Consider the following 19,863-nt stretch of genomic DNA (forward strand, 5'->3'; position numbering starts at 1 on the left):
TGAATGAAAAGAGTGAAAATATCACTCTTCTGCTGGTGCTTCCACTGCAGCTTCCTCTTCAGGACCTGCAAGGATAGCATCAATGGACTTTGCACCCTGTTCTGTTACAACAGTGTTGATCTGAGTAATATCAGGTGAAATTTCTCTTCCGCGCATCATCTTTCTGCGGCGGACACCTTTTGAAGCTGGTACATATCCTACACCGGTTGCAACAAGTACCTTCTGTCTCTTTGGCCCAGGAAGGTCAGGTCTCATAACCATTCCACTCTTGTCGCTACCGCCTGTGATCTTCAGGGTGTAGCCAGGAAGTCCCACAACAGTACCTTCAACGGTCTCACCAATTGATCTGCCAATGAATTTATTAGCCTCAGCCCCAGTGACATCGAATTGGTATGCCTTTGTCTTTGGGTCTGATACAACAACTTTAAAATCTGCCATATTTTATCCTCGGTTTATTTTGTTCCGCTTTAATGCGTATGATTCTTGTGATTATCGTTCATCCAAGAGATATTATTTAGCCCAGAACGGATTGTCCTTTCTTTTGATCTCAAGGAAAAATTCCAATGTCTCTAATTCATCTGCCGTCATTGAGTCGTAAATTTCATGTTCAAGTATTTTGGCATGCCTTTCAGGGATGTTTACAAAAAGTAGATCCCCTTCCTTTATTTGCCTGCCGACTGTAGCACCATCAATTGCCATGGCAACTTCCATTCCAACACTTGCCTTTGAGATGTTCTCGCCCCTAGACTGAAGTCCTTTTACTGTGCCCACAACAGTTCCGTCGTCGGTTGTAATATCAACTTTCGTCTTCACAGCACCGCCAAGGATTTTGACACCAACCACAGCAGGTTTACTCTGCCTGAATATGCAGTCTGGCATTATCTGGAAGCGACTAGGTTTGATAATAGTTTCTGATATTTCCTTTTCAACAAGTTCCTTCTGCTTCTTTACCCAGTCCTTATAGTCATCTATCAGGCGATAGATAACATCGTTCTTGAAAAGAGTAACATCAAGATTCTGAACCTTCTCTTTAGCATCAGGAAGTACTTTGATGTTGAATCCAATAATAACAGAGTATAATGGATCCTCAATTGCTGCCACTTCTATGATATCACGTTGTGAAATATCCCCAACGCTTGCTTTCCTTATTGGTATATCTTCTTTGGAAAGTTCATTTACAAGAGCTTCAAGAGATCCAATCGTATCAGCTTTGATAGTTATTCCCATGGAATCTGTATCTATTTGCACATCTTCGATCTCGTTTTTGATCTCTTCAGAAATGGCATCAATCGTTTCCGGCGTTACAACCTTGATAGGAGATCCTGCAAGTGAACCTTCCAGATTCGGTGCGGATATCTTAACACCAATTGCTGCAGTTGCCGACTTGATCTGCTGGAACTTTTCCTCAGATTTCATCTCGGAAAGTGGTCGAGGTTTAAGAAGAGCACGAATCTTGGTATGGATCGGTTCTCCAAGGCTACCTATCACGATCATATCGCCCTTGTTGATGTTTCCATCGTAAAGGATGATATCAAGAGTTGTTCCAAGGCCTTTCTCATCTTTCACTTCAAGTACTGTGCCAACCCCAGGCCCTTCTGCATTGTAGTGCAGATTTGACTCGAGGAATCTCTGTGCAAGTCCAAGAAGTGTCATGAGTACGTCTGGAATTCCCTCCCCAGTAGCTGCACTTATTGGTATGATACCAATACTATGCTGGAAATCGCTAACCCTGTCATATCGTTCAGAATTGAATCCTATATTGTACAATTCACCGACAATATCGTATAACTTATTGTCAAGATCAGTCCTGACACGTTCACTCTGCTTGTTGTACGAAGCCATGAAAGAACTGTTTTTCTGGGGATTCCAACCATGTATCCGGTCCATCTTGTTGGCAACAACCACAAAAGGAGTCTTGAATCTTTTTAGGATCTGCAGACTTTCAATTGTCTGTGGCATGAAACCTTCGTTTACATCCACAATAACAATTGCAAGATCAGCAAGTGCTCCACCACGACTTCGCAGTGAAGTAAAAGCATGATGTCCTGGCGTGTCAATAAAAAGAAGTCCGGGTACTATGAACTTGTCTTTTAATGAAGGGTCCCCACATTTGTTTACTATGACATCGATCGGGACTTCGGTTGCACCTATATGCTGGGTAATAGCGCCTGCTTCCCCCGCAGCAACAGTGCTACCTCTTATTCTATCAAGTAAAGTCGTTTTTCCATGATCAACATGTCCCATCACAGAAACGATTGGTGTACGTAAATTTTCATTAACGGCCATATGCAACCCTTCAAAGTTTGATTAATCAATTGTAAAACTCAATGTCGACTAAAGATATCACAGGATTTTGCTGCAAAGTTGCAGCAAATATCCTGAAGAGACCACCTCATTACTCGTAGAGGCAGACCTCATCAATCTTTGAATAGTTTGCTATTTCTGAATCCTGGAAGTGAATTGCGATCTCGCGCTGAGCTGATTCTGTAGAATCAGATGCATGAACTACATTTCTTCCTGTTTCGATTGCAAAGTCCCCGCGAATTGTTCCGGGAAGTGCATCTACAGGATTGGTTGCGCCATTTACAGCGCGCATGATAGCGATTACATCCTTGCCTTCAACGACCATGGAAACAGAAGGTCCTGAGGTAATGTATTCGATGAGTGATGCAAAAAAAGGTCTTTCTACATGTTCTTTGTAGTGTTCCTTTGCACTCTCTTCGCTCATTACTTTCATACGCATTGCTGCGATCTTCAGACCACGTTTCTCTATTCTGGATACAATTTCCCCAATGAGTCCACGCTGGACTGCATCAGGTTTGATCATAATGTATGTCTGTTCCATTTATGACACCCATTATGCTTTCTTAAGGTAGACCCTACCCTGCTCAGTCCAGATAGTACGCCTTGGAAGTCTTCCAAGATCGAAGTTACTTTCGCATTTTGAAGAACAGAAATAGAATGATGATCCGTCCTTCTTAACAAAGAGCTTTCCTGTTCCTGGCTCAAGTACTTCTCCACAGAATGAACATTTTCTCTGTTCCATCACAATCACCTAGTAGTCAATTTCTTGGCTTCTCTGGATGTTTCAACTAACATGAAAACATCGCCAATTCTTACTGGTCCGACACAGTTGCGGGTGATTATACGTCCCTTGTCGCGTCCTTCAAGCACACGGCACTGTATCTGGCTAGCTTCACCATGCATACCGGTGTTACCGATAATGTCAATGACTTCAGCTGCAAAGCCCATATCTTCATCTGCCATAACGATACCTCACGTATCTGGATTATTTGAGTGCACTGATTTTCTGTGCAATATCTTCAACAAGTTCGCTGCCTTTTCCAGCGTCTATGATTGCCACAGCTGAACATGCAACACCGATTCCACAAGCAGCACCAAGTTCCTTCTGCTCTTTTACATATATGTAAGCTGCATTCTTCTCATCACATAGTGGTGCAATGTGAGCAATGACTTCTGCAGGGCTGACATCTTCTGCAATTACTGCGAGTTTTGTAATTCCTCTTTCAATTGCCTTTGTGACTTCATTGATGCCCTTTTTCAATTTCCCTGTGTCTCTTGCCAGTTCTACACTCTCAAGTGCTTTGTTTGCTAATTCTTCTGGAACTTCAAATTTTGCTGCCATTTTATTATCTCCTTCAAAACCATGATGCTACATCGTGGTTTTTCATTATTCATTGTAAATCAACCAATGGGCTGAAACTAATTTGGCCAATTAGGATCGTAACGAATTACTATCAATTAACTGACAAATAGTATATGCCAAAGTACTGCTGTGAATCGCTACATTTAGATATATACCTTTCGGCAAATAACGATTGCTGTGCTACAATAGTTTATACGCGTATAAAGGTTATGGCAGAAAAAATGTATGCAAAAATAAGAAAAGAAGTGAGACCCGGATCTCACTTGAATTGTTCTATTGCCAGATTATAGAAGTTTGATTCGTTGGCCGTTATTTCAACAATTGCCACATCATCCTCTTCATAGACATTAAATTCGTAGGTCAGTCCTCTTTCTGTGCTGTTGGTCTGCAGTGATCCTATACTTTCAAGCAAACTATCAGCAGGTTCGAGGAAAACTTCTGTCCTTGCATAATTACCGTCTTCAATACTTCTGAACTCGATATAATGTTGAACAGCCATAGGATCTTCCGAAGTCACTATCTGATACTGCGCACCAGGTTCGGTGTATGACAATATTTTATCGAAATCACTAGAAGCTGGAGTATTTCCTGAACTTACGTCTATTACACTTTCCAGCGAATCCCTTCCACCAAGGAGCATTGGACTTCCGATAACGTTGTATATCCCCTCATCACGTTTCAGCAGGTAGTATCCATTGTAAGGCTTTTCAGTGAAATCATACTTGAAATTTACAACTTCTGGAACTAATGTATGTGCCTGGACCTCAAAACCGGTGTTTTTGCTTTGAGCCATATATATCTGAACAACATTTGAGCCATAAAATGAGCTAAGCTCGGTGATGTTTGGTCCCAGAATTTGAATAGGTGTGCCATATGCCTTTAAATAATCCATGTAGAATACAGTGGTTGCACCGGATGGTGTGACCTTCAGACCATCTTCAAGAGAGTTTAATTGAGCATTCACGTGCGTTCCTGGAATTGTATCAAAACCAGGTGCATCAGCTACATCCGTGTTTTCCACTCCGTTGGAACTATCCCCCAGGAGACTGCTTAAAAAGAAAGAAAATACTGACATTACCATAAGGGCTGCCAGAAATAGTGCCATATGCTTTTGGTTCATTTGAATATCCTCTGATTAAATTTCAAATCGCAGATTCTCCGATCCTTGCAATAGTCTCGTCAATATCTGCTTTAAGTTCGTCAGGAATGCCCTGAATTCCAACATCCAGGAATCCTCTGACTATCATTCCAACAGCTTCTTCTTCAGAAAGACCGCGTGCCATCAGGTATTCCACCTGATCGCGTGCAATTCTTCCGACGGCTGCCTCATGAGATAATTCGATGTCTTCTACATTTGCCTCAAGGATTGGAATCGCCCTTTGCGTTCCCTTGTCGCTTAACACAAGGCCGTGGCACTCAAGGTGACCCTTGGAACCGTTTGAATTGCCTATCATTTCCCCCCTGGCAATTACTGTACCACCGGTTGTAATAGTCCTTGATATAAGCTCAGCTCCTGTTTTCTCTGCATTGAAGACTACCTTGCTTCCAAGGTCAAGTTCGGAGCCAGGATGTGCAACAGCAATTGTGTTCAGCCTGGCAAAGGCCCCTTCGCCTTCAAGCATAACTGTAGGGTATGTCTGAATGGATTTGACAGGTTTGAGACATATATAATTGCTAAGATAGGTACCCCCTTCCTCTACATGCACAACAGTTCTTGGCCTGACACCGACCTGTTCAGCCCAGTTGTGTATCATAGTAAAGTTAAGTGTTGCACCCTTTTTAACGTACATTTCAGAAATTCCAAGGTGGAGTCCCTTTTCAATTCCATGCTTTGTGGAGCAGCCTGTAATAACATCGAGTTCAGCTCCTTCCTCAACAATGATCAGGTTGTGTACTGTCTGAGAAACCTCTTCGGAACCAATAAGAAGACACGTCTGCACTGGCATCTTTGATTTTTTACCGGCAGGTGCCCTGATGAAATAACCGTTTGCATCCTGAAGATAGGTCATTGCATTGTACTTGTCTGCATCAGGCTTGACGAGCTTCCATGAATAGTCCTTGACCCAATCATGAACTTTCATTGCGTCATTAAGTGACATTAGCTCAACTGCATCCTTATCACGCAGGGATGTGTGTGAAACAGCATTGTCGAGCATTATCAGACTGCCTGAGCGGTTTTCCTCATTTGGAGTGAAACCCACATTCAGGAGTGTTCTCTGATCCTCTTCACTAAGTTCTTCGAGATGTTCAGTGTACTCTACATCTTTGGATGCGACACCATAATCGTTAAGATCGAAGTCTTCTCCATAAGCAGCATTCTTTTTGAGAGCATCTTCTACTTTCTTTCTCAAATTTTCATCAGCTTGCATTTGATACACTCCTCATATCCCTGTTCTTTGATTTCGGTCAGTATGTCACGTGGGTTTCCTGTACACATGACAGTACCATTGCAGAGTATATATCCGCGATCTGCTTCCACATAGTCCATAACCTGCCCGGTATGCGTGATCATAAGAGCTGACTTACCATGCTTACATCTCTCACCCGCACACTTGCAATCCATTTTCAAAAGCTTATTAATTGTAGTTCCCAGTAGTTCTATACTTGCAAGATCGACACCTGATTCCGGCTCGTCAAGAAGAATAAAATCAGGATCCTGGGCGGACAATTGCAGAAGCTCAGACCTTTTGATCTCTCCACCTGAAAAACCGACATTTACATCTCTTTCGTAAAAACGAACCATGTCGGTGGCTTCAGCAAGTTCTTCTGTTTCAGTGAGATCCTTTGAGATTACTTTAAGGAGATCATGAACCTTCACACCACTAAGATTTGGTGGTCTCTGGGTCATAATACCCATTCCCATCTGCGCCCTTTCATACACAGACATATTGGTGATATCTTCTCCTTTGAATATGATCTCACCTTCGACCACATTATAACCACTAAATCCCATGAGTGTCATAAGAAGAACAGATTTTCCTGCTCCATTGGGTCCAAAAAGAACGTTCGTATAACCGGTTTCAACTTCCAGGTCAACTCCTTTGAGTATCCTGCGACCGGCAACCTCAACTGTTAGATTGTTAACCTCCAGCATCGTTATAATCTCCCTTTTTGTATTTTTATAAAAGCATGTTGGCATGCCACGAAAATATTAGTTATGACTAAATACTGGTTATGAGTTAAAAATGTATTGAGATTCAAGAATTCTACTTTAAACAAAAACAGGACGTTGATTCAAAAATCATTCAACTTGTGCGTTCAAAAAATTATACTGTGACCTACAAGGGATTCAATATTAGTACGTTTTTCTTTGCAAAATTGTCCTACAATCCCAATTCATCTACCAATTCACGAAATTCCCTTCCCTTTTTAGTTGTTATGTACAGATTATCCTTTTTTTCAATCAATCCTTTGTCCTGCAGTAAAGCAAGATATCTATTGATGACTTCAAAATTCAGGTTCGCACGGTATACAATGTGTGTTTTTTTAGCACCCTCCAATGCTGCCTTCAAAATTTCCACACTAATAGCAGTTCTACTTCTTCTAATGGTATCACATCCAACAATTTATCGCAATTTATGTATGCGTTTTTAACGTTTTGTAGGATGGTATTCTTCGATGGATTCAAATATCGAATTCATGCTACCCAAAACCGCACAGATGCAGTTCAAATTTAATAATCCTGCTTTTCAAATATTTCGTTCTTGACAACCTTTTCTATCCATAGCACCATAGTAAATACGATCAAGAAGATGAATGTCACCTGCCACAAATAGTAATGCACATAATTGAAAAGTGCAGGGTACATCATACCTACAAATGAAAGGAATATCAACCTGACCATATTAATGATGACCATTGCAGGTATACCCAGAACAATTCCTATCAGTTTACTTCGTATTGTTGTAGGATAAGCAAGCACACAACCAGCATATACAAACAGTTCATACATACCCGTACACTCATCTATGACCCTTACTGAAAAGTTATTCATGTAAACTGATTGACCGTATACGGAACTTTCCACACCGAATACTGATATGAGAAATGATAGGGCACTTGCCGTCATTGTACTAAGAAAAATTAATCTCTCCTGGAATAGCACATAGATCCCGGTGAAAAGTGCTATATAAAACAAGTAAGGCCCAATAAATTTGATTATGCGGACATTCTTTTTTCCCAGCTCAATTAAGAAGTTCTTTTTCTGAGTTAGGATGTTGTCACTTTTGTTGTCACTTTTGTTGTCACTTTTATCGTGCTTTCTGGAACCTTTAACTTTTATGTTTTTCTTAGACATACTTCCCCCAGGAGAAAATTGATTATCAAAAAAGAAAAAATGGAATTAGTCACGGCGTCTTAGCGTAACTATTCCAAGAATTCCGAGTGAACCGATCAAGCCCATTATACCAATAGGTGTCAGTACCGGAACTATAGGCTGGCAGTGGAAATGACTTGGATCTGAATCGGTAACATCAGTACCTTGTTCATCTTCACCAGTTACATCTGCAATGTTCTTGTATTGAGGAATACATTCTTGCAATGTGTCAGTGACTACATAGGTCCATGTTTCACCTACAGCAAGTATGTCGTCGCCATTACCTTTGTCAACAATGTTTGCATCTGGTATTACACCAAGATGATCATCGACAACAACGATGTTTATCAATGGTACATTACCAGTGTTTGTTACGAAGTATTCCCAGGTTATGGTTTCGCCAACTTCTATCTGTGGGCCCTGTGGGAAGTCTGCATCCTGACCATTGGTATGCTTCTCGATGCCGATCTCAGGCCTACATCTTACGATGTAGTGACTTGGGTCTTCGTCTGTGACAGGTATGACACCATAAAAACCTACAACATCTGCATCATTGGCATACTGACCACATTCTGCTGTGCCGGTTTCTTCATATGTCCATTCTTCCCCAACATCAAGAATATCGTCACCATTACCTTTGTCGGTGATATCGGAAATTACTCCTTCTTTGTTGTCTGTAACAACAACATTTTCCAGAGGTACATCTCCAGTATTAGTTACAACATAGGTCCATGTGACAATGTCACCAAGGCCAAGTACAGGACCTGTTGGACTATCTGCATCTACACCATTGGTTGCCTTTTCGATATCAATCTCAGGGTTTGGTATATCTATGAATATTTGTGCCTGGTCCTCTCCAGGTATATCGAGGTTTCCTCCAGCAATTACTTTGACGGAAAAAGACTCACCCGGAGCAAGACCCAAATAATCTGCAAGTCCGGTTATTGCTATCTCGTATACTGTTGGAGCTGGAGCTGCCGGCTCATTGGCTGCAAAGGCAGTTACACTAATAGGGTTACCACCAAGGTCAGTCACCTTCACTTCATTTCCCGAAACGAGAATCAACGCATCTTTTGAGTTATGTTCCACTGTAATACTGAATTGCTCACCAATTCCTATACCTTCAATTGGTTCTCCGGTAACAGGTCCGGCAGTATCACCATTTGCCACACGACTGTCTATAGCTCCGTCACCATCAAGGTCACCTGGCATACCATATACTGTGGACATACCATAGAGTACATCGCCTACCGGGTCATAGCGAGCATAGAAACCCATTAAGTCATATCCACTAAAATTTGTTCCCATTGTGTCTTCTGTTGCCATATCTTCATTAAAAAGTGTACCCGAGTCCCTCATTGGATCTACGTCATACCACAATCCATTCTGAAAAATAACCATCTTGTCTCCAAATGGACCGAGTGGATCATAACCTGTACCTTGATCCTGTCCAAATGCCCAATTTTCATCCCATTCTCCAGCTCCACGCACCCCATTCACGGATATTGCCATAGCACTGGGGATGGAGAAGATAATTAACATTATTCCGAACATTACATGTAATTTGTTCATTATTTTCCGCTCCCAACTTTAAAGATTATACTTATACAATAAAGAGTTAGTCGCCACAATATATAGCGATACAGCAAACATAATTCAGTATCTTAGCTCAGTAAAATAACTAAGGAACATTTGCATTTTATATTCATTAATCATAAAATAATGATTCTATTTCATAATATTGATTGAAAAAGCAATTAAATTATTTATATTCAGTTAGATTAGAATGTCTTTTTGGAAATAAAAAAAGGAGGAATTATTCCCTCCTTCCAGTATAGAATGTACCTACAAGTCCAAGGACTGCTATCAACAAGAGCATTCCAACAGGACTTAGCACTGGTACCACAGGCTGGCAGTAATAGTTAGCAGGATCATCATCTGTGACCTCACTACCTTCAAACTCACCAGTGGCAACTGCGATATTCGTGTGTTGCGGCACACATTCCTCCACGGTAGTCCTGAGCTCATATGTCCAGACATCTCCAGGATCGAGAATGTCGTCATTGTTGATGCTCTTTGAGATGATGCTTGATGCAGGGATCACTCCAAGCTTGTCATCATCAACAACTACATTCTCCAGAGGGACATTGCCTGTATTCTCAACAACAAAGGTCCATATGATCTCATCACCCACAGCAAGAAGAACTCCTGGTTGCGAGTCAGCATCCTTTCCATTGATATATTTCTCAATATCTATGTCAGGTCCACAGTTCACGTTGTAGTGACTTGGGTCATTGTCGACTACCGGAATGGCACCATATTGACCTACTACGTCTGCAATGTTGGCATACTGGCCACATTCAGCTTTACCTGTTGCCTCATAGACCCATTCTTCACCAGGTACAAGTGTATCATCACCATTTCCTTGGTCCACTATGTTGGTTATGATACCAAGCTTATCGTCATTAACAACAATATCGGTAAGCTGGACATTACCGGTATTCCTGACAATATAGGTCCATGTAACATCTGAATCATAGGCAAGTGTTGGCCCAGGTGCCAGATCTGCATCCACACCATTGGTAGACTTCTCGATATCAATGTTTGGTGCACAGACAACATTGTAGTGACTTGGATCCTCATCGCTCACAGTGACTTCATTATAATCACCGTTAACCGTACCAAGATTGACATAATCACCACATGATGCACTGCCTGTTGCCTCCAGTGTCCATGATTCGCCAATAGCAAGGATATCGTCACCATCGCCCTGATCAACTATATTGGTGATAGCACCAAGAACATTGTCAGTTACCTGGATGTTAGTAAGGTCAACGTTACCTGTGTTTGTTACCACATAGGTCCATGTAACAGCGTCACCATTATCCAGTGTAGGTCCAGGAGCAGCATCAGCATCCTCACCGTTTGTTGCCTTCTCGATGTCGATATCAGGACATTCACCGAAGTAATGACTCAGATCGACGTCAATCAATTGAGTACCATCTGCATCACCTGTAACTGTAGCTTCATTCTCGTACTGGCCACATTCAGCATCACCTGTAGCTTCGAGTATCCAGGATTCACCAACAGCAAGTGTATCGTCACCATCACCCTGATCAACTATATTGGTGATAGCACCAAGAACATTGTCAGTTACCTGAATGTTTGTAAGGTCAACATTACCGGTATTAGTTACCACATAGGTCCAGGTCACAGCATCCCCTTCAGGGATTCCAGGACCAGGAGCAGTGTCAGCATCTTCACCGTTTGTTGCCTTCTCGATATCTATGCCAGGACATTCACCGAAGTAGTGACTCAGATCAACGTCAAGCAATTGGGTGCCATCTGCATCACCAGTAACAGTAGCTTCATTCTCGTACTGGCCACATTCAGCATCACCTGTAGCTTCGAGTATCCAGGATTCACCAACAGCAAGTGTATCGTCACCATCAGCCTGATCAACTATATTGGTGATAGCACCAAGAACATTGTCAGTTACCTGAATGTTTGTAAGGTCAACATTACCGGTATTAGTTACCACATAGGTCCAGGTCACAAGATCCCCTTCAGGGATTCCAGGACCAGGAGCAGCGTCAGCATCCTCACCGTTTGTTGCCTTCTCAATATCTATGCCAGGACATTCACCGAAGTAGTGACTCAGGTCAACGTCAAGCAATTGGGTACCATCTGCATCACCAGTAACAGTAGCTTCATTCTCGTACTGGCCACATTCAGCATCACCTGTAGCTTCGAGTATCCAGGATTCACCAACAGCAAGTGTATCGTCACCATCAGCCTGATCAACTATATTGGTGATAGCACCAAGAACATTGTCAGTTACCTGAATGTTTGTAAGGTCAACATTACCTGTGTTGGTTACCACATAGGTCCAGGTCACTACATCCCCTTCAGGGATTCCAGGACCAGGAGCAGCGTCAGCATCCTCACCGTTTGTTGCCTTCTCAATATCTATGCCGGGACATTCACCGAAGTAGTGACTCAGGTCACTATCATCAACTGTTGTATCGCCACTGTCACCTGTTACTGTAGCTTCGTTCTCGTATGGGCCACATTCAGCAGTTCCTGTTGCTTCCAGTGTCCATGATTCTCCAACAGCAAGTGTATCGTCACCATCAGCCTGATCAACTATATTGGTGATAGCACCAAGAACATTGTCAGTTACCTGAATGTTTGTAAGGTCAACATTACCAGTGTTGGTTACCACATAGGTCCAGGTCACTACATCCCCTTCAGGGATTCCAGGACCAGGAGCAGTGTCGGCATCTTCACCATTTGTTGCCTTCTCGATGTCTATCTCAGGACATTCACCGAAGTAATGACTCAGATCACTGTCATCAACTGTTGTATCACCACTGTCACCTGTAACTGTAGCTTCGTTCTCGTATGGACCACATTCAGCATCTCCTGTTGCCTCTAGTGTCCAGGATTCACCAATAGCAAGGATATCGTCACCATCGGCCTTGTCAATTATATTGGTGATAGCACCAAGAACATTGTCAGTTACCTGAATGTTTGTAAGGTCAACGTTACCTGTGTTGGTTACTACATAGGTCCAGGTCACAGCATCCCCTTCAGGGATTTCAGGACCAGGAGCAGTGTCGGCATCTTCACCGTTTGTTGCCTTCTCGATGTCTATCTCAGGACATTCACCGAAGTAGTGACTCGGATCACTGTCATCAACTGTTGTATCACCACTGTCACCTGTAACTGTAGCTTCGTTCTCGTACGGTCCACATTCAGCAGTTCCTGTTGCTTCCAGTGTCCATGATTCTCCAACAGCAAGGATATCGTCACCATCGGCCTTGTCAATTATGTTGGTGATAGCACCAAGAACATTGTCAGCTACCTGAATGTTTGTAAGGTCAACATTACCTGTGTTGGTTACTACGTAGGTCCAGGTCACTACATCCCCTTCAGGAATTCCAGGACCAGGAGCAGTGTCGGCATCCTCACCGTTTGTTGCCTTCTCGATGTCTATCTCAGGACATTCACCGAAGTAGTGACTCGGATCACTGTCATCAACTGTTGTATCACCACTGTCACCTGTAACTGTAGCTTCGTTCTCGTACGGTCCACATTCAGCAGTTCCTGTTGCTTCCAGTGTCCATGATTCTCCAACAGCAAGGATATCGTCACCATCGGCCTTGTCAATTATGTTGGTGATAGCACCAAGAACATTGTCAGCTACCTGAATGTTTGTAAGGTCAACATTACCTGTGTTGGTTACTACGTAGGTCCAGGTCACTACATCCCCTTCAGGAATTCCAGGACCAGGAGCAGTGTCGGCATCCTCACCGTTTGTTGCCTTCTCGATGTCTATCTCAGGACATTCACCGAAGTAGTGACTCAGATCACTGTCATCAACTGTTGTATCACCACTGTCACCTGTAACTGTAGCTTCGTTCTCGTACGGTCCACATTCAGCATCACCTGTAGCTTCGAGTATCCAGGATTCACCAACAGCAAGTGTATCGTCACCATCAGCCTGATCGATTATGTTGCTGATAGCACCAAGAACATTGTCAGTTACCTGAATGTTTGTAAGGTCAACATTACCTGTGTTGGTTACTACGTAGGTCCAGGTCACAGCATCCCCTTCAGGGATTCCAGGACCAGGAGCAGTGTCGGCATCTTCACCGTTTGTTGCCTTCTCAATATCTATCTCAGGACATTCACCGAAGTAATGACTCGGGTCATTATCATCTACCTGAGTTGCATCAAAGAAACCAACTACTGTGGCATCGTTCTCATACTGCCCACATTCAGCAACTCCTTCTACTGCATAGATCCATGTCTCACCGATAACGAGTATTTCATCACCATCACCATTGCTAATTAAGTCAGTTATTATGCCAAGTTTGTCGTCAGTAACAACAACATTTTCCAGTGGCACATTACCCGTATTTGTTACAACATAGGTCCATATGAGCGCGTCGCCCTCAGGAATTCCAGGGCCGGGAGCAGCATCAGCATCATCGCCATTGGTGGCCTTTTCGATGTCAATATCAGGATTTGGTATTTCAATGAATATACTTGCCTGATCTTCTCCAGGTATGTCAAGATTACCACCTGCAATAACTTTTACTTCGAATCCTTCTCCAGGACTCATGTCGAAATGATCTGCAAGTCCAGTTACTGAGAGCTCGTATACTGCATTTGGACCCTGGCTAGTGGATGCCAGTACATTTGATTCATCAAATCCAGGGAAGCTACCGCTTAGTACTGCCACGGAATAATCGTTCCCTGAGACGACGATCAGTAGACTTTGTCCACCTTGGGTCAGTGCAATACTGAACTGTTCACCAACTCCTACACCGGTAATCGGTCGTGCAGTGACAGGTCCAGAAGTATCACCATTTGCCACAAGACCAGCTATGCCTCCGTCACCATCAAGATCACCAGGAAGGCCATATACGGTAGTCATACCATAGAGGACATCACCTACAGTGTCATAACGAGCATAAAGTCCCATTAGGTCATATCCACTAAAATTTAATCCCGTTGTGTCTTCTGTAGCCATACTTTCACTGAAACTGGTACCTGAATCACCCGAAGGATCTTCGTCATACCACAATCCATTCTGGAGAACAACCATCTTGTCTCCAAAAGGACCATTTATATCATAGCCTGTACCCTGATCCTGTCCAAGGGCCCAGTTATCATCCCATTCATTTGCGCTTCTTTCTCCATCAATGGTGATAGCTGCCGCTGTCCCTGATATTGCGATTAACACCAGAGCTATCACAAAAAGTGTATTGCATTTTATCATGTTTGCCCCACCCATTATAAATAAAAGAGGTATTTCTAATCAAGAAATATTTGGATAGAAGAGTATTTATCATAGCAGCAAACATAAATCAGTAGAAATGCTCTGTAACATAATGCAGTAGTATAATTTCAAAAACCGTATGAAAATAGAATTTATTTTAAGAATAAAATTAAGCTCATTTATTTTAAGTTAAGTTTTCCGGACAATATATCCTCAATGATCCTGAGAGATTCATCACTTATCTTTGTCCTTTTTCCCCTGTCAGTCTTTTCCATGCTGTTGTAATCGAAAATACTTTTACATACGCCATGACTGCTGTCTAAAGGATCATAATCCTGAATGAATACAATACAGCCTTCCATACCTATTTCTTTTTGAATGTATTTCAATGCATAACCTACCCCATAATGACATCCAACACCAGGAAGAAAATATTTGTAACCTTCCCTTTTTTTCTGTTCAAGCCATGGAAAAAGATTGGAATCACGATCAATTATAAGAATCCTATCTTTGGTGAAACCTTTTTCTTTCAGTGTGTCTACCATGTCACCCAGAGAACAGGGTATATTACATTTTTTATTGTTGAGTTTTAAGCATTTTCTGTTCTTTCTAGACACTTGTTTGTCAGATACAGGGCAAACATAATTGTCGAGAGGTTTGGCGCAGTAAGGAATAAAAGATACACAACTATCCAGCTCATCAGCCACTATTTTCTGCAGGTCGAGAGATGGTGAGGAGACAGCCACACTGCAACTGAGTAATTGTTCATTTATTCGAATAGTATTCAATCTTTTTTCGATCAATCTCTTATTTAGTGAATATGGAATAAATGAGTATACTCTCTCCAACACTGATATTTTCATTGCTGACACTCCCCTTAGTAGCTACATCCACTGGGGATGCACATAAATTCAGCTTTGTATAAATCCTCGATATTCAGACGAGAATGAAAGTTAACAATTTTTTGAAATTTACCATTAGATAATGATGACAAATGCCAATTAAATCCTGATGATATTAATTTTGATAGCTATTCTACAGAGCCTTAATTTCTCCATATTAATATAGCTAAATAATGGTTTTAATACCTTAGCATTAGTAATAAAATATCGAAAAATATAACCTTTTTTTCAGAAACTCAAAAATATACAAATAAGCCTGAAAAATTAGAGAAAATCTACAGTGAAGGTTCAGTTAAAATTTAATCAGGATGCGTCTGAAAAGCGACAGCATCATACACTTGAAGAAATCTCATCTTTGTGAGGTGGACTACGAGTTACATCTTCTATAGTTTTATAGTTCCCCGAGAGTATATTTTCCATCATGATAATTGTACTTTTATGCATCTTTGTCATTTTACCTTTATCCAGGCCTTCCATTCCAATATAATCGCCCATACATTTGCAGACACCATTTTTTGTGTCACTTGAGCAATAATCATCAATAAAAGCAATACAGCCTTTGTAGCCTAATTTTTTGCCAATATAGTCAATTGCATACGAAACACCATATTTGCAACCTACGCCTGGCATGAAATACTCATAACCCTCTTTCCTCTTCTGGACGAGCCAGGGAAAAAGATTTGCATCCTTATCTATTATGAAAATTTGATTCTTCGTGAAACCATGCTTCATAAGAACATCAACCATGTCACCAAGAGTGCAAGGGACATCACATTTACCTCCAGAGATTTTCATACACCTCTGGTTCTTTCTTTTGTGAACTTTGTCCGATACCGGACACTCATGGTCACCCATCGGTTTAGCACAGTAGGGTAAAAAACTGACGCATTTATTAATATCTTCCTTGATCACTTTGTTTATGTCAAGCGAATGGGGATATAGTGCAAGGTGGCTGTCAACCAATTGTTCGTCCTGTTTGCCGAATTTGCATTTCCATTCAACTATCTTTTTATGGATCGGATAGGGTATCATTGCATATGTTAGATCGCGGAGCACTATATTCCTCCAGTAAATGTTTTTGAATTTGTTTTAGCAGATTAGTGGTATCTGCCAGCTCATCTACTATCCAATTAGTTTGGTCATTTGTATAAGTACCATGACCCTACATACAACCATTTGTGTACATAGAAAGCACGTAACGGACAATTATTGTGAACATATAAGTACATATCTATCTAAATAAATAATTTTAAATGTTATTTACTATTAAGAGATGCATGTAAAAAAAGAAAGAAAATCAAAGGCATGTACCATAGAAAAATGGCATAGCAATTTGATGAGGAACTATACCATAATAGAAATCTGGTCGAAATGATGTTCCCTGTTCTAAAAAGGAAAATATAGTGAAGATATTAGGCAAAAAAGTACTGGAATCAAGCAAAAAAAGTCTAATTCAAACTATTAGTGCATAACCTTGATAGGTATGTCAAGATTATTTTTATTGTTCAAATGAGGAATTCTACAGAACCCATTTATTTGTAATATGTATGTAGGTTATGGAGTGATAAACTCAAAGTCCCAGTTCCTTTGCAATTTCCTGGAATTCTTTTCCTTTGCTAGTGGTCACATATATATTCCCCTTATGTTCGATCAATCCTTTTTCCTCCAACATAACAAGATACCTGTTGACCATATCAAAGTTTAGATTTGCACTGTAAACTATGTGCGTCTTCTTGGATCCTTCCATTGCAGCCTTTAATATTTCCACACTAATGGCAGTTCTGCTTCTTCTGATAATAACCACATCCACTAGTAAATCATCTAAATTTTGCGCAATGTACTAAATTTACATTCATAGTCTTTGACATTGTTTTCACTGCTGAATTCATAAATGAACGTTTACTTAATGCCAAATGAATACAGCTGGAATGCCCCAATTCATCCCAGCGTTAACCATCAATATCATTTTCTGGTCTTATACATGTAAATTCCAATCACAGCTACAACAAGGACTATGCCTAAAACGACAATTGCATTGCTGCCTTGTGATGTGCTTACGGGTACAGGCTCACCCTCTTCTGCATTCAGATCCTCCGAAGGACCTTGAAGTACAATTTCCTGTTCATCCCCGACTTCTTCAGTAGCACTGGTAGTTTCAATTTCTTCTCCAGCACCAACACTACTGAAGCCGCCACCGCCACCACTGCTGCCAGAGGTTGTGGTCTTTGTTCCAGCATCAGTTACAGGTGCAGGTGAAGATGCAGTAAGATCCAGGGATACTACTTCGCCAGTTATGTATCCACTAAGGTCTAATGTCTGTGCTTCTACCCCATCCACATACATAGTAACTATTTGATAAATTGAACTAACTCCAAGCCTGTTGCTGCGTTCATCGCCAAAAAAGCCTTCATTAGTTACCGTTGTTCTAGCTACGGTGTTCCCTTCAGCTACAACTGTGACTTCTGTTCCTGCAACTGCAGGCTGTCCGTCAACCATCAAGCTCCCCTCTAATACAATAGGAGGGCCATTTGCTGAAACCGGCACTACCATAAACGCCAATAAAATGACTGATACTTGTAATAGTAACATGTAATATTTTTTATTATTTATCATACGTCCCACCTTCGATAAAGCAAAAAAGCAGTGAGAATAACTCACTGCAAAATTCTTTGGTTTCATATGCCTTTCTCAGGCCAGTACACACTCCTCGTCCACGAATACGTAGAATCCTTCGTACATATTCATGTTAAAGACATCAGTACCTACATGGTTGCCATTGATGACACCTTCCACTCCGTTGTATCCAACAAATGCATACTCGTTTGTGGTTGGCATCCATGGTCCTTTGACCTTGGAATAGCAGTCATCTATGGATGTAAGACTGATCTCAGCGGACAACTCTACATCTGCAGTGTGGCCGATAGCATTCCATCCTTCACAAAGTGTAAGGGATGCTGGTGTGGATGGTACCTGTGGTATCAGATAGTCATCATTTATGACAACAGATTCTGTCAGGTTGTTGTGTATCCAATAGGCTTTGAGTGGTTCAAAGTCAGTTGGTACTTCCATTGCACCAGTACATGCGTTATCATAGAAGATACTGTCAATCACACTACTATTGAAGTCCTGTAGTACATTGTCAATAGATGCGTTCTCGAGTGTCTCTGGGATAGATATCAGGCTCCAGCCTGGCATCAGTTCTATACCTTCAACTGGTGGTACTGTTGGCACGCTGCTTAGCTCTACAGTGTCATCAAATACATCCAGATCAGGCAGAGGAGCTGCACCATCTACAACTGTGACATCCTTAAGGTCAAGGTCGTAGAATCCATCAGCAGCACCAGCCTTTACCTCAAAGTGAATGGTAAGGAAGTCGCCAGCCTGTGGGAAAGGAGTAGCATCTGCAAGAGCAAATGATATCTCACCATCATCTGTCAGATCCTGGACGATAAACACATCTGTACTTTCAGGACCCATCAGACCATTGTAAGTAGCTCCAGTTACACTAAGAGCACCGCTGTGATACATCATGTCGAATTCCACTGCGGAAACTGTGTCATCCACTGAATCAAGACTTACAACTGCATCAAAGACATCACCCTCACCGAAGACACCTGGATCGGCTACGATCTGAACGAATGGATCCTCTCCAGGAACCACTACGCCATCACCGATTTCTGCCTCACCGTCGTTGATAACTACACCTGGTATGGCATCTCCGCCATTCACAAGCATAACATCCATCAGATCAAGTGGGTATAGCCCATCTGCTGCACCTACTTTTACTTCAAAGTCTACGGTAAGCAGGGAACCTGCCTGTGCAGCAGGAGTTGCATCTGCGATAGCAAATGATATCTCACCATCATCAGTCAGATCCTGGACGATAAATACATCTGAATTTTGCGGACCCATCAGACCACTGTAAGTAGCTCCAGTTACACTGAAAGCATTATCATACTCCAAACTTAATTCCAGAGCTGAGAGGGTAGATCCATCTGAATCTACATTCACATCTACTGAAAAGGGATCTCCTGGAGCAAGACCATCTACAAGTGCCGGATCAATGGAAACTGATGGTGCTGCTGCTGCAAGACCAATGCCTACAATGAAACATGCACAAAATATTAAAAGGGAGGTAGTCGAAACCACCAAACCCTTCGTCTTTTTATTTGTCATGATTGCACCTCGG

Annotated in this window: 18 protein-coding genes and 1 pseudogene; 1 reads left to right on the plus strand and 18 read right to left on the minus strand. The window is 41.7% G+C overall.

Annotated features, from left to right (window positions below; all coding sequences use genetic code 11):
* Positions 1-21 precede the first annotated feature (21 nt).
* The 15 genes from V7O66_RS06015 to V7O66_RS06085 form a co-directional block, all read right to left on the minus strand.
* Entirely contained in the window at positions 22-438 is a 417-nt protein-coding gene (locus V7O66_RS06015; protein ID WP_406662175.1) for a 30S ribosomal protein S6e, read from the minus strand.
* A gap of 72 nt (positions 439-510) precedes the next feature.
* A complete protein-coding gene (gene infB, locus V7O66_RS06020) occupies positions 511-2,286 on the minus strand; it encodes a translation initiation factor IF-2 (protein ID WP_406662176.1) in 1,776 nt (591 codons plus the stop codon).
* 109 nt (positions 2,287-2,395) lie between these two features.
* A complete protein-coding gene (ndk, locus tag V7O66_RS06025; RefSeq protein ID WP_406662178.1) occupies positions 2,396-2,845 on the minus strand; it encodes a nucleoside-diphosphate kinase in 450 nt (149 codons plus the stop codon).
* A gap of 12 nt (positions 2,846-2,857) precedes the next feature.
* The gene (locus tag V7O66_RS06030; protein ID WP_406662180.1) at positions 2,858-3,046 is read right to left on the minus strand and encodes a 50S ribosomal protein L24e; all 189 of its coding nucleotides are present in this window, start codon (positions 3,044-3,046) and stop codon (positions 2,858-2,860) included.
* Between the two features lie 5 nt (positions 3,047-3,051).
* A complete protein-coding gene (locus tag V7O66_RS06035) occupies positions 3,052-3,267 on the minus strand; it encodes a 30S ribosomal protein S28e (protein ID WP_406662182.1) in 216 nt (71 codons plus the stop codon).
* 22 nt (positions 3,268-3,289) lie between these two features.
* Complete coding sequence (gene rpl7ae, locus V7O66_RS06040; RefSeq protein WP_406662184.1) at positions 3,290-3,646, minus strand: 50S ribosomal protein L7Ae; 357 nt, start codon at positions 3,644-3,646, stop codon at positions 3,290-3,292.
* 280 nt (positions 3,647-3,926) lie between these two features.
* Positions 3,927-4,787: a hypothetical protein gene (locus tag V7O66_RS06045; RefSeq protein ID WP_406662186.1), complete on the minus strand. Its 861-nt coding sequence runs from the start codon at positions 4,785-4,787 to the stop codon at positions 3,927-3,929.
* Between the two features lie 22 nt (positions 4,788-4,809).
* On the minus strand, positions 4,810-6,036 hold the full coding sequence (locus V7O66_RS06050; protein WP_406662189.1) for a SufB/SufD family protein: 1,227 nt from the start codon (positions 6,034-6,036) through the stop codon (positions 4,810-4,812).
* Positions 6,015-6,761 (minus strand): ABC transporter ATP-binding protein, encoded by a 747-nt coding sequence (locus V7O66_RS06055; protein WP_406662191.1) that lies wholly within the window; start codon positions 6,759-6,761, stop codon positions 6,015-6,017. Before V7O66_RS06055 ends, V7O66_RS06050 begins: the two co-directional genes overlap by 22 nt.
* 229 nt (positions 6,762-6,990) lie before the next feature.
* The gene (locus V7O66_RS06060; protein WP_406662596.1) at positions 6,991-7,233 is read right to left on the minus strand and encodes a winged helix-turn-helix domain-containing protein; all 243 of its coding nucleotides are present in this window, start codon (positions 7,231-7,233) and stop codon (positions 6,991-6,993) included.
* 107 nt (positions 7,234-7,340) lie between these two features.
* Positions 7,341-7,964, minus strand: a complete 624-nt coding sequence (gene artB, locus V7O66_RS06065) for an archaeosortase B (protein ID WP_406662193.1) — start codon at positions 7,962-7,964, stop codon at positions 7,341-7,343.
* Between the two features lie 45 nt (positions 7,965-8,009).
* The gene (locus V7O66_RS06070) at positions 8,010-9,554 is read right to left on the minus strand and encodes a hypothetical protein (protein WP_406662195.1); all 1,545 of its coding nucleotides are present in this window, start codon (positions 9,552-9,554) and stop codon (positions 8,010-8,012) included.
* A 244-nt stretch (positions 9,555-9,798) separates the two neighbouring features.
* Complete coding sequence (locus tag V7O66_RS06075) at positions 9,799-14,772, minus strand: hypothetical protein (protein ID WP_406662197.1); 4,974 nt, start codon at positions 14,770-14,772, stop codon at positions 9,799-9,801.
* Between the two features lie 179 nt (positions 14,773-14,951).
* Positions 14,952-15,635 carry a hypothetical protein gene (locus tag V7O66_RS06080; RefSeq protein WP_406662199.1) on the minus strand — a complete coding sequence of 228 codons (684 nt, stop codon included), beginning with the start codon at positions 15,633-15,635 and terminating at the stop codon, positions 14,952-14,954.
* Between the two features lie 369 nt (positions 15,636-16,004).
* The gene (locus V7O66_RS06085; RefSeq protein ID WP_406662201.1) at positions 16,005-16,730 is read right to left on the minus strand and encodes a hypothetical protein; all 726 of its coding nucleotides are present in this window, start codon (positions 16,728-16,730) and stop codon (positions 16,005-16,007) included.
* Positions 16,731-16,952: 222 nt separating this feature from the next.
* Between V7O66_RS06085 and V7O66_RS06090 the strand changes: the two are divergent.
* A pseudogene (locus V7O66_RS06090) lies at positions 16,953-17,216 on the plus strand (IS5/IS1182 family transposase); the annotation flags it as partial.
* A 28-nt stretch (positions 17,217-17,244) separates the two neighbouring features.
* Here the strand turns inward: V7O66_RS06090 and V7O66_RS06095 are convergent.
* The 3 genes from V7O66_RS06095 to V7O66_RS06105 form a co-directional block, all read right to left on the minus strand.
* Positions 17,245-17,484 carry a winged helix-turn-helix domain-containing protein gene (locus tag V7O66_RS06095; protein WP_406659993.1) on the minus strand — a complete coding sequence of 80 codons (240 nt, stop codon included), beginning with the start codon at positions 17,482-17,484 and terminating at the stop codon, positions 17,245-17,247.
* Positions 17,485-17,636: 152 nt separating this feature from the next.
* Complete coding sequence (locus V7O66_RS06100; RefSeq protein WP_406662203.1) at positions 17,637-18,170, minus strand: hypothetical protein; 534 nt, start codon at positions 18,168-18,170, stop codon at positions 17,637-17,639.
* Between the two features lie 192 nt (positions 18,171-18,362).
* Positions 18,363-19,850, minus strand: coding sequence for a cohesin domain-containing protein (locus V7O66_RS06105; RefSeq protein WP_406662205.1), 1,488 nt, complete (start codon positions 19,848-19,850; stop codon positions 18,363-18,365).
* Positions 19,851-19,863: the final 13 nt, after the last annotated feature.

It is taken from the genome of Methanolobus sp. ZRKC3 (assembly GCF_045291275.1).
Taxonomy (GTDB): Archaea; Halobacteriota; Methanosarcinia; order Methanosarcinales; family Methanosarcinaceae; genus Methanolobus.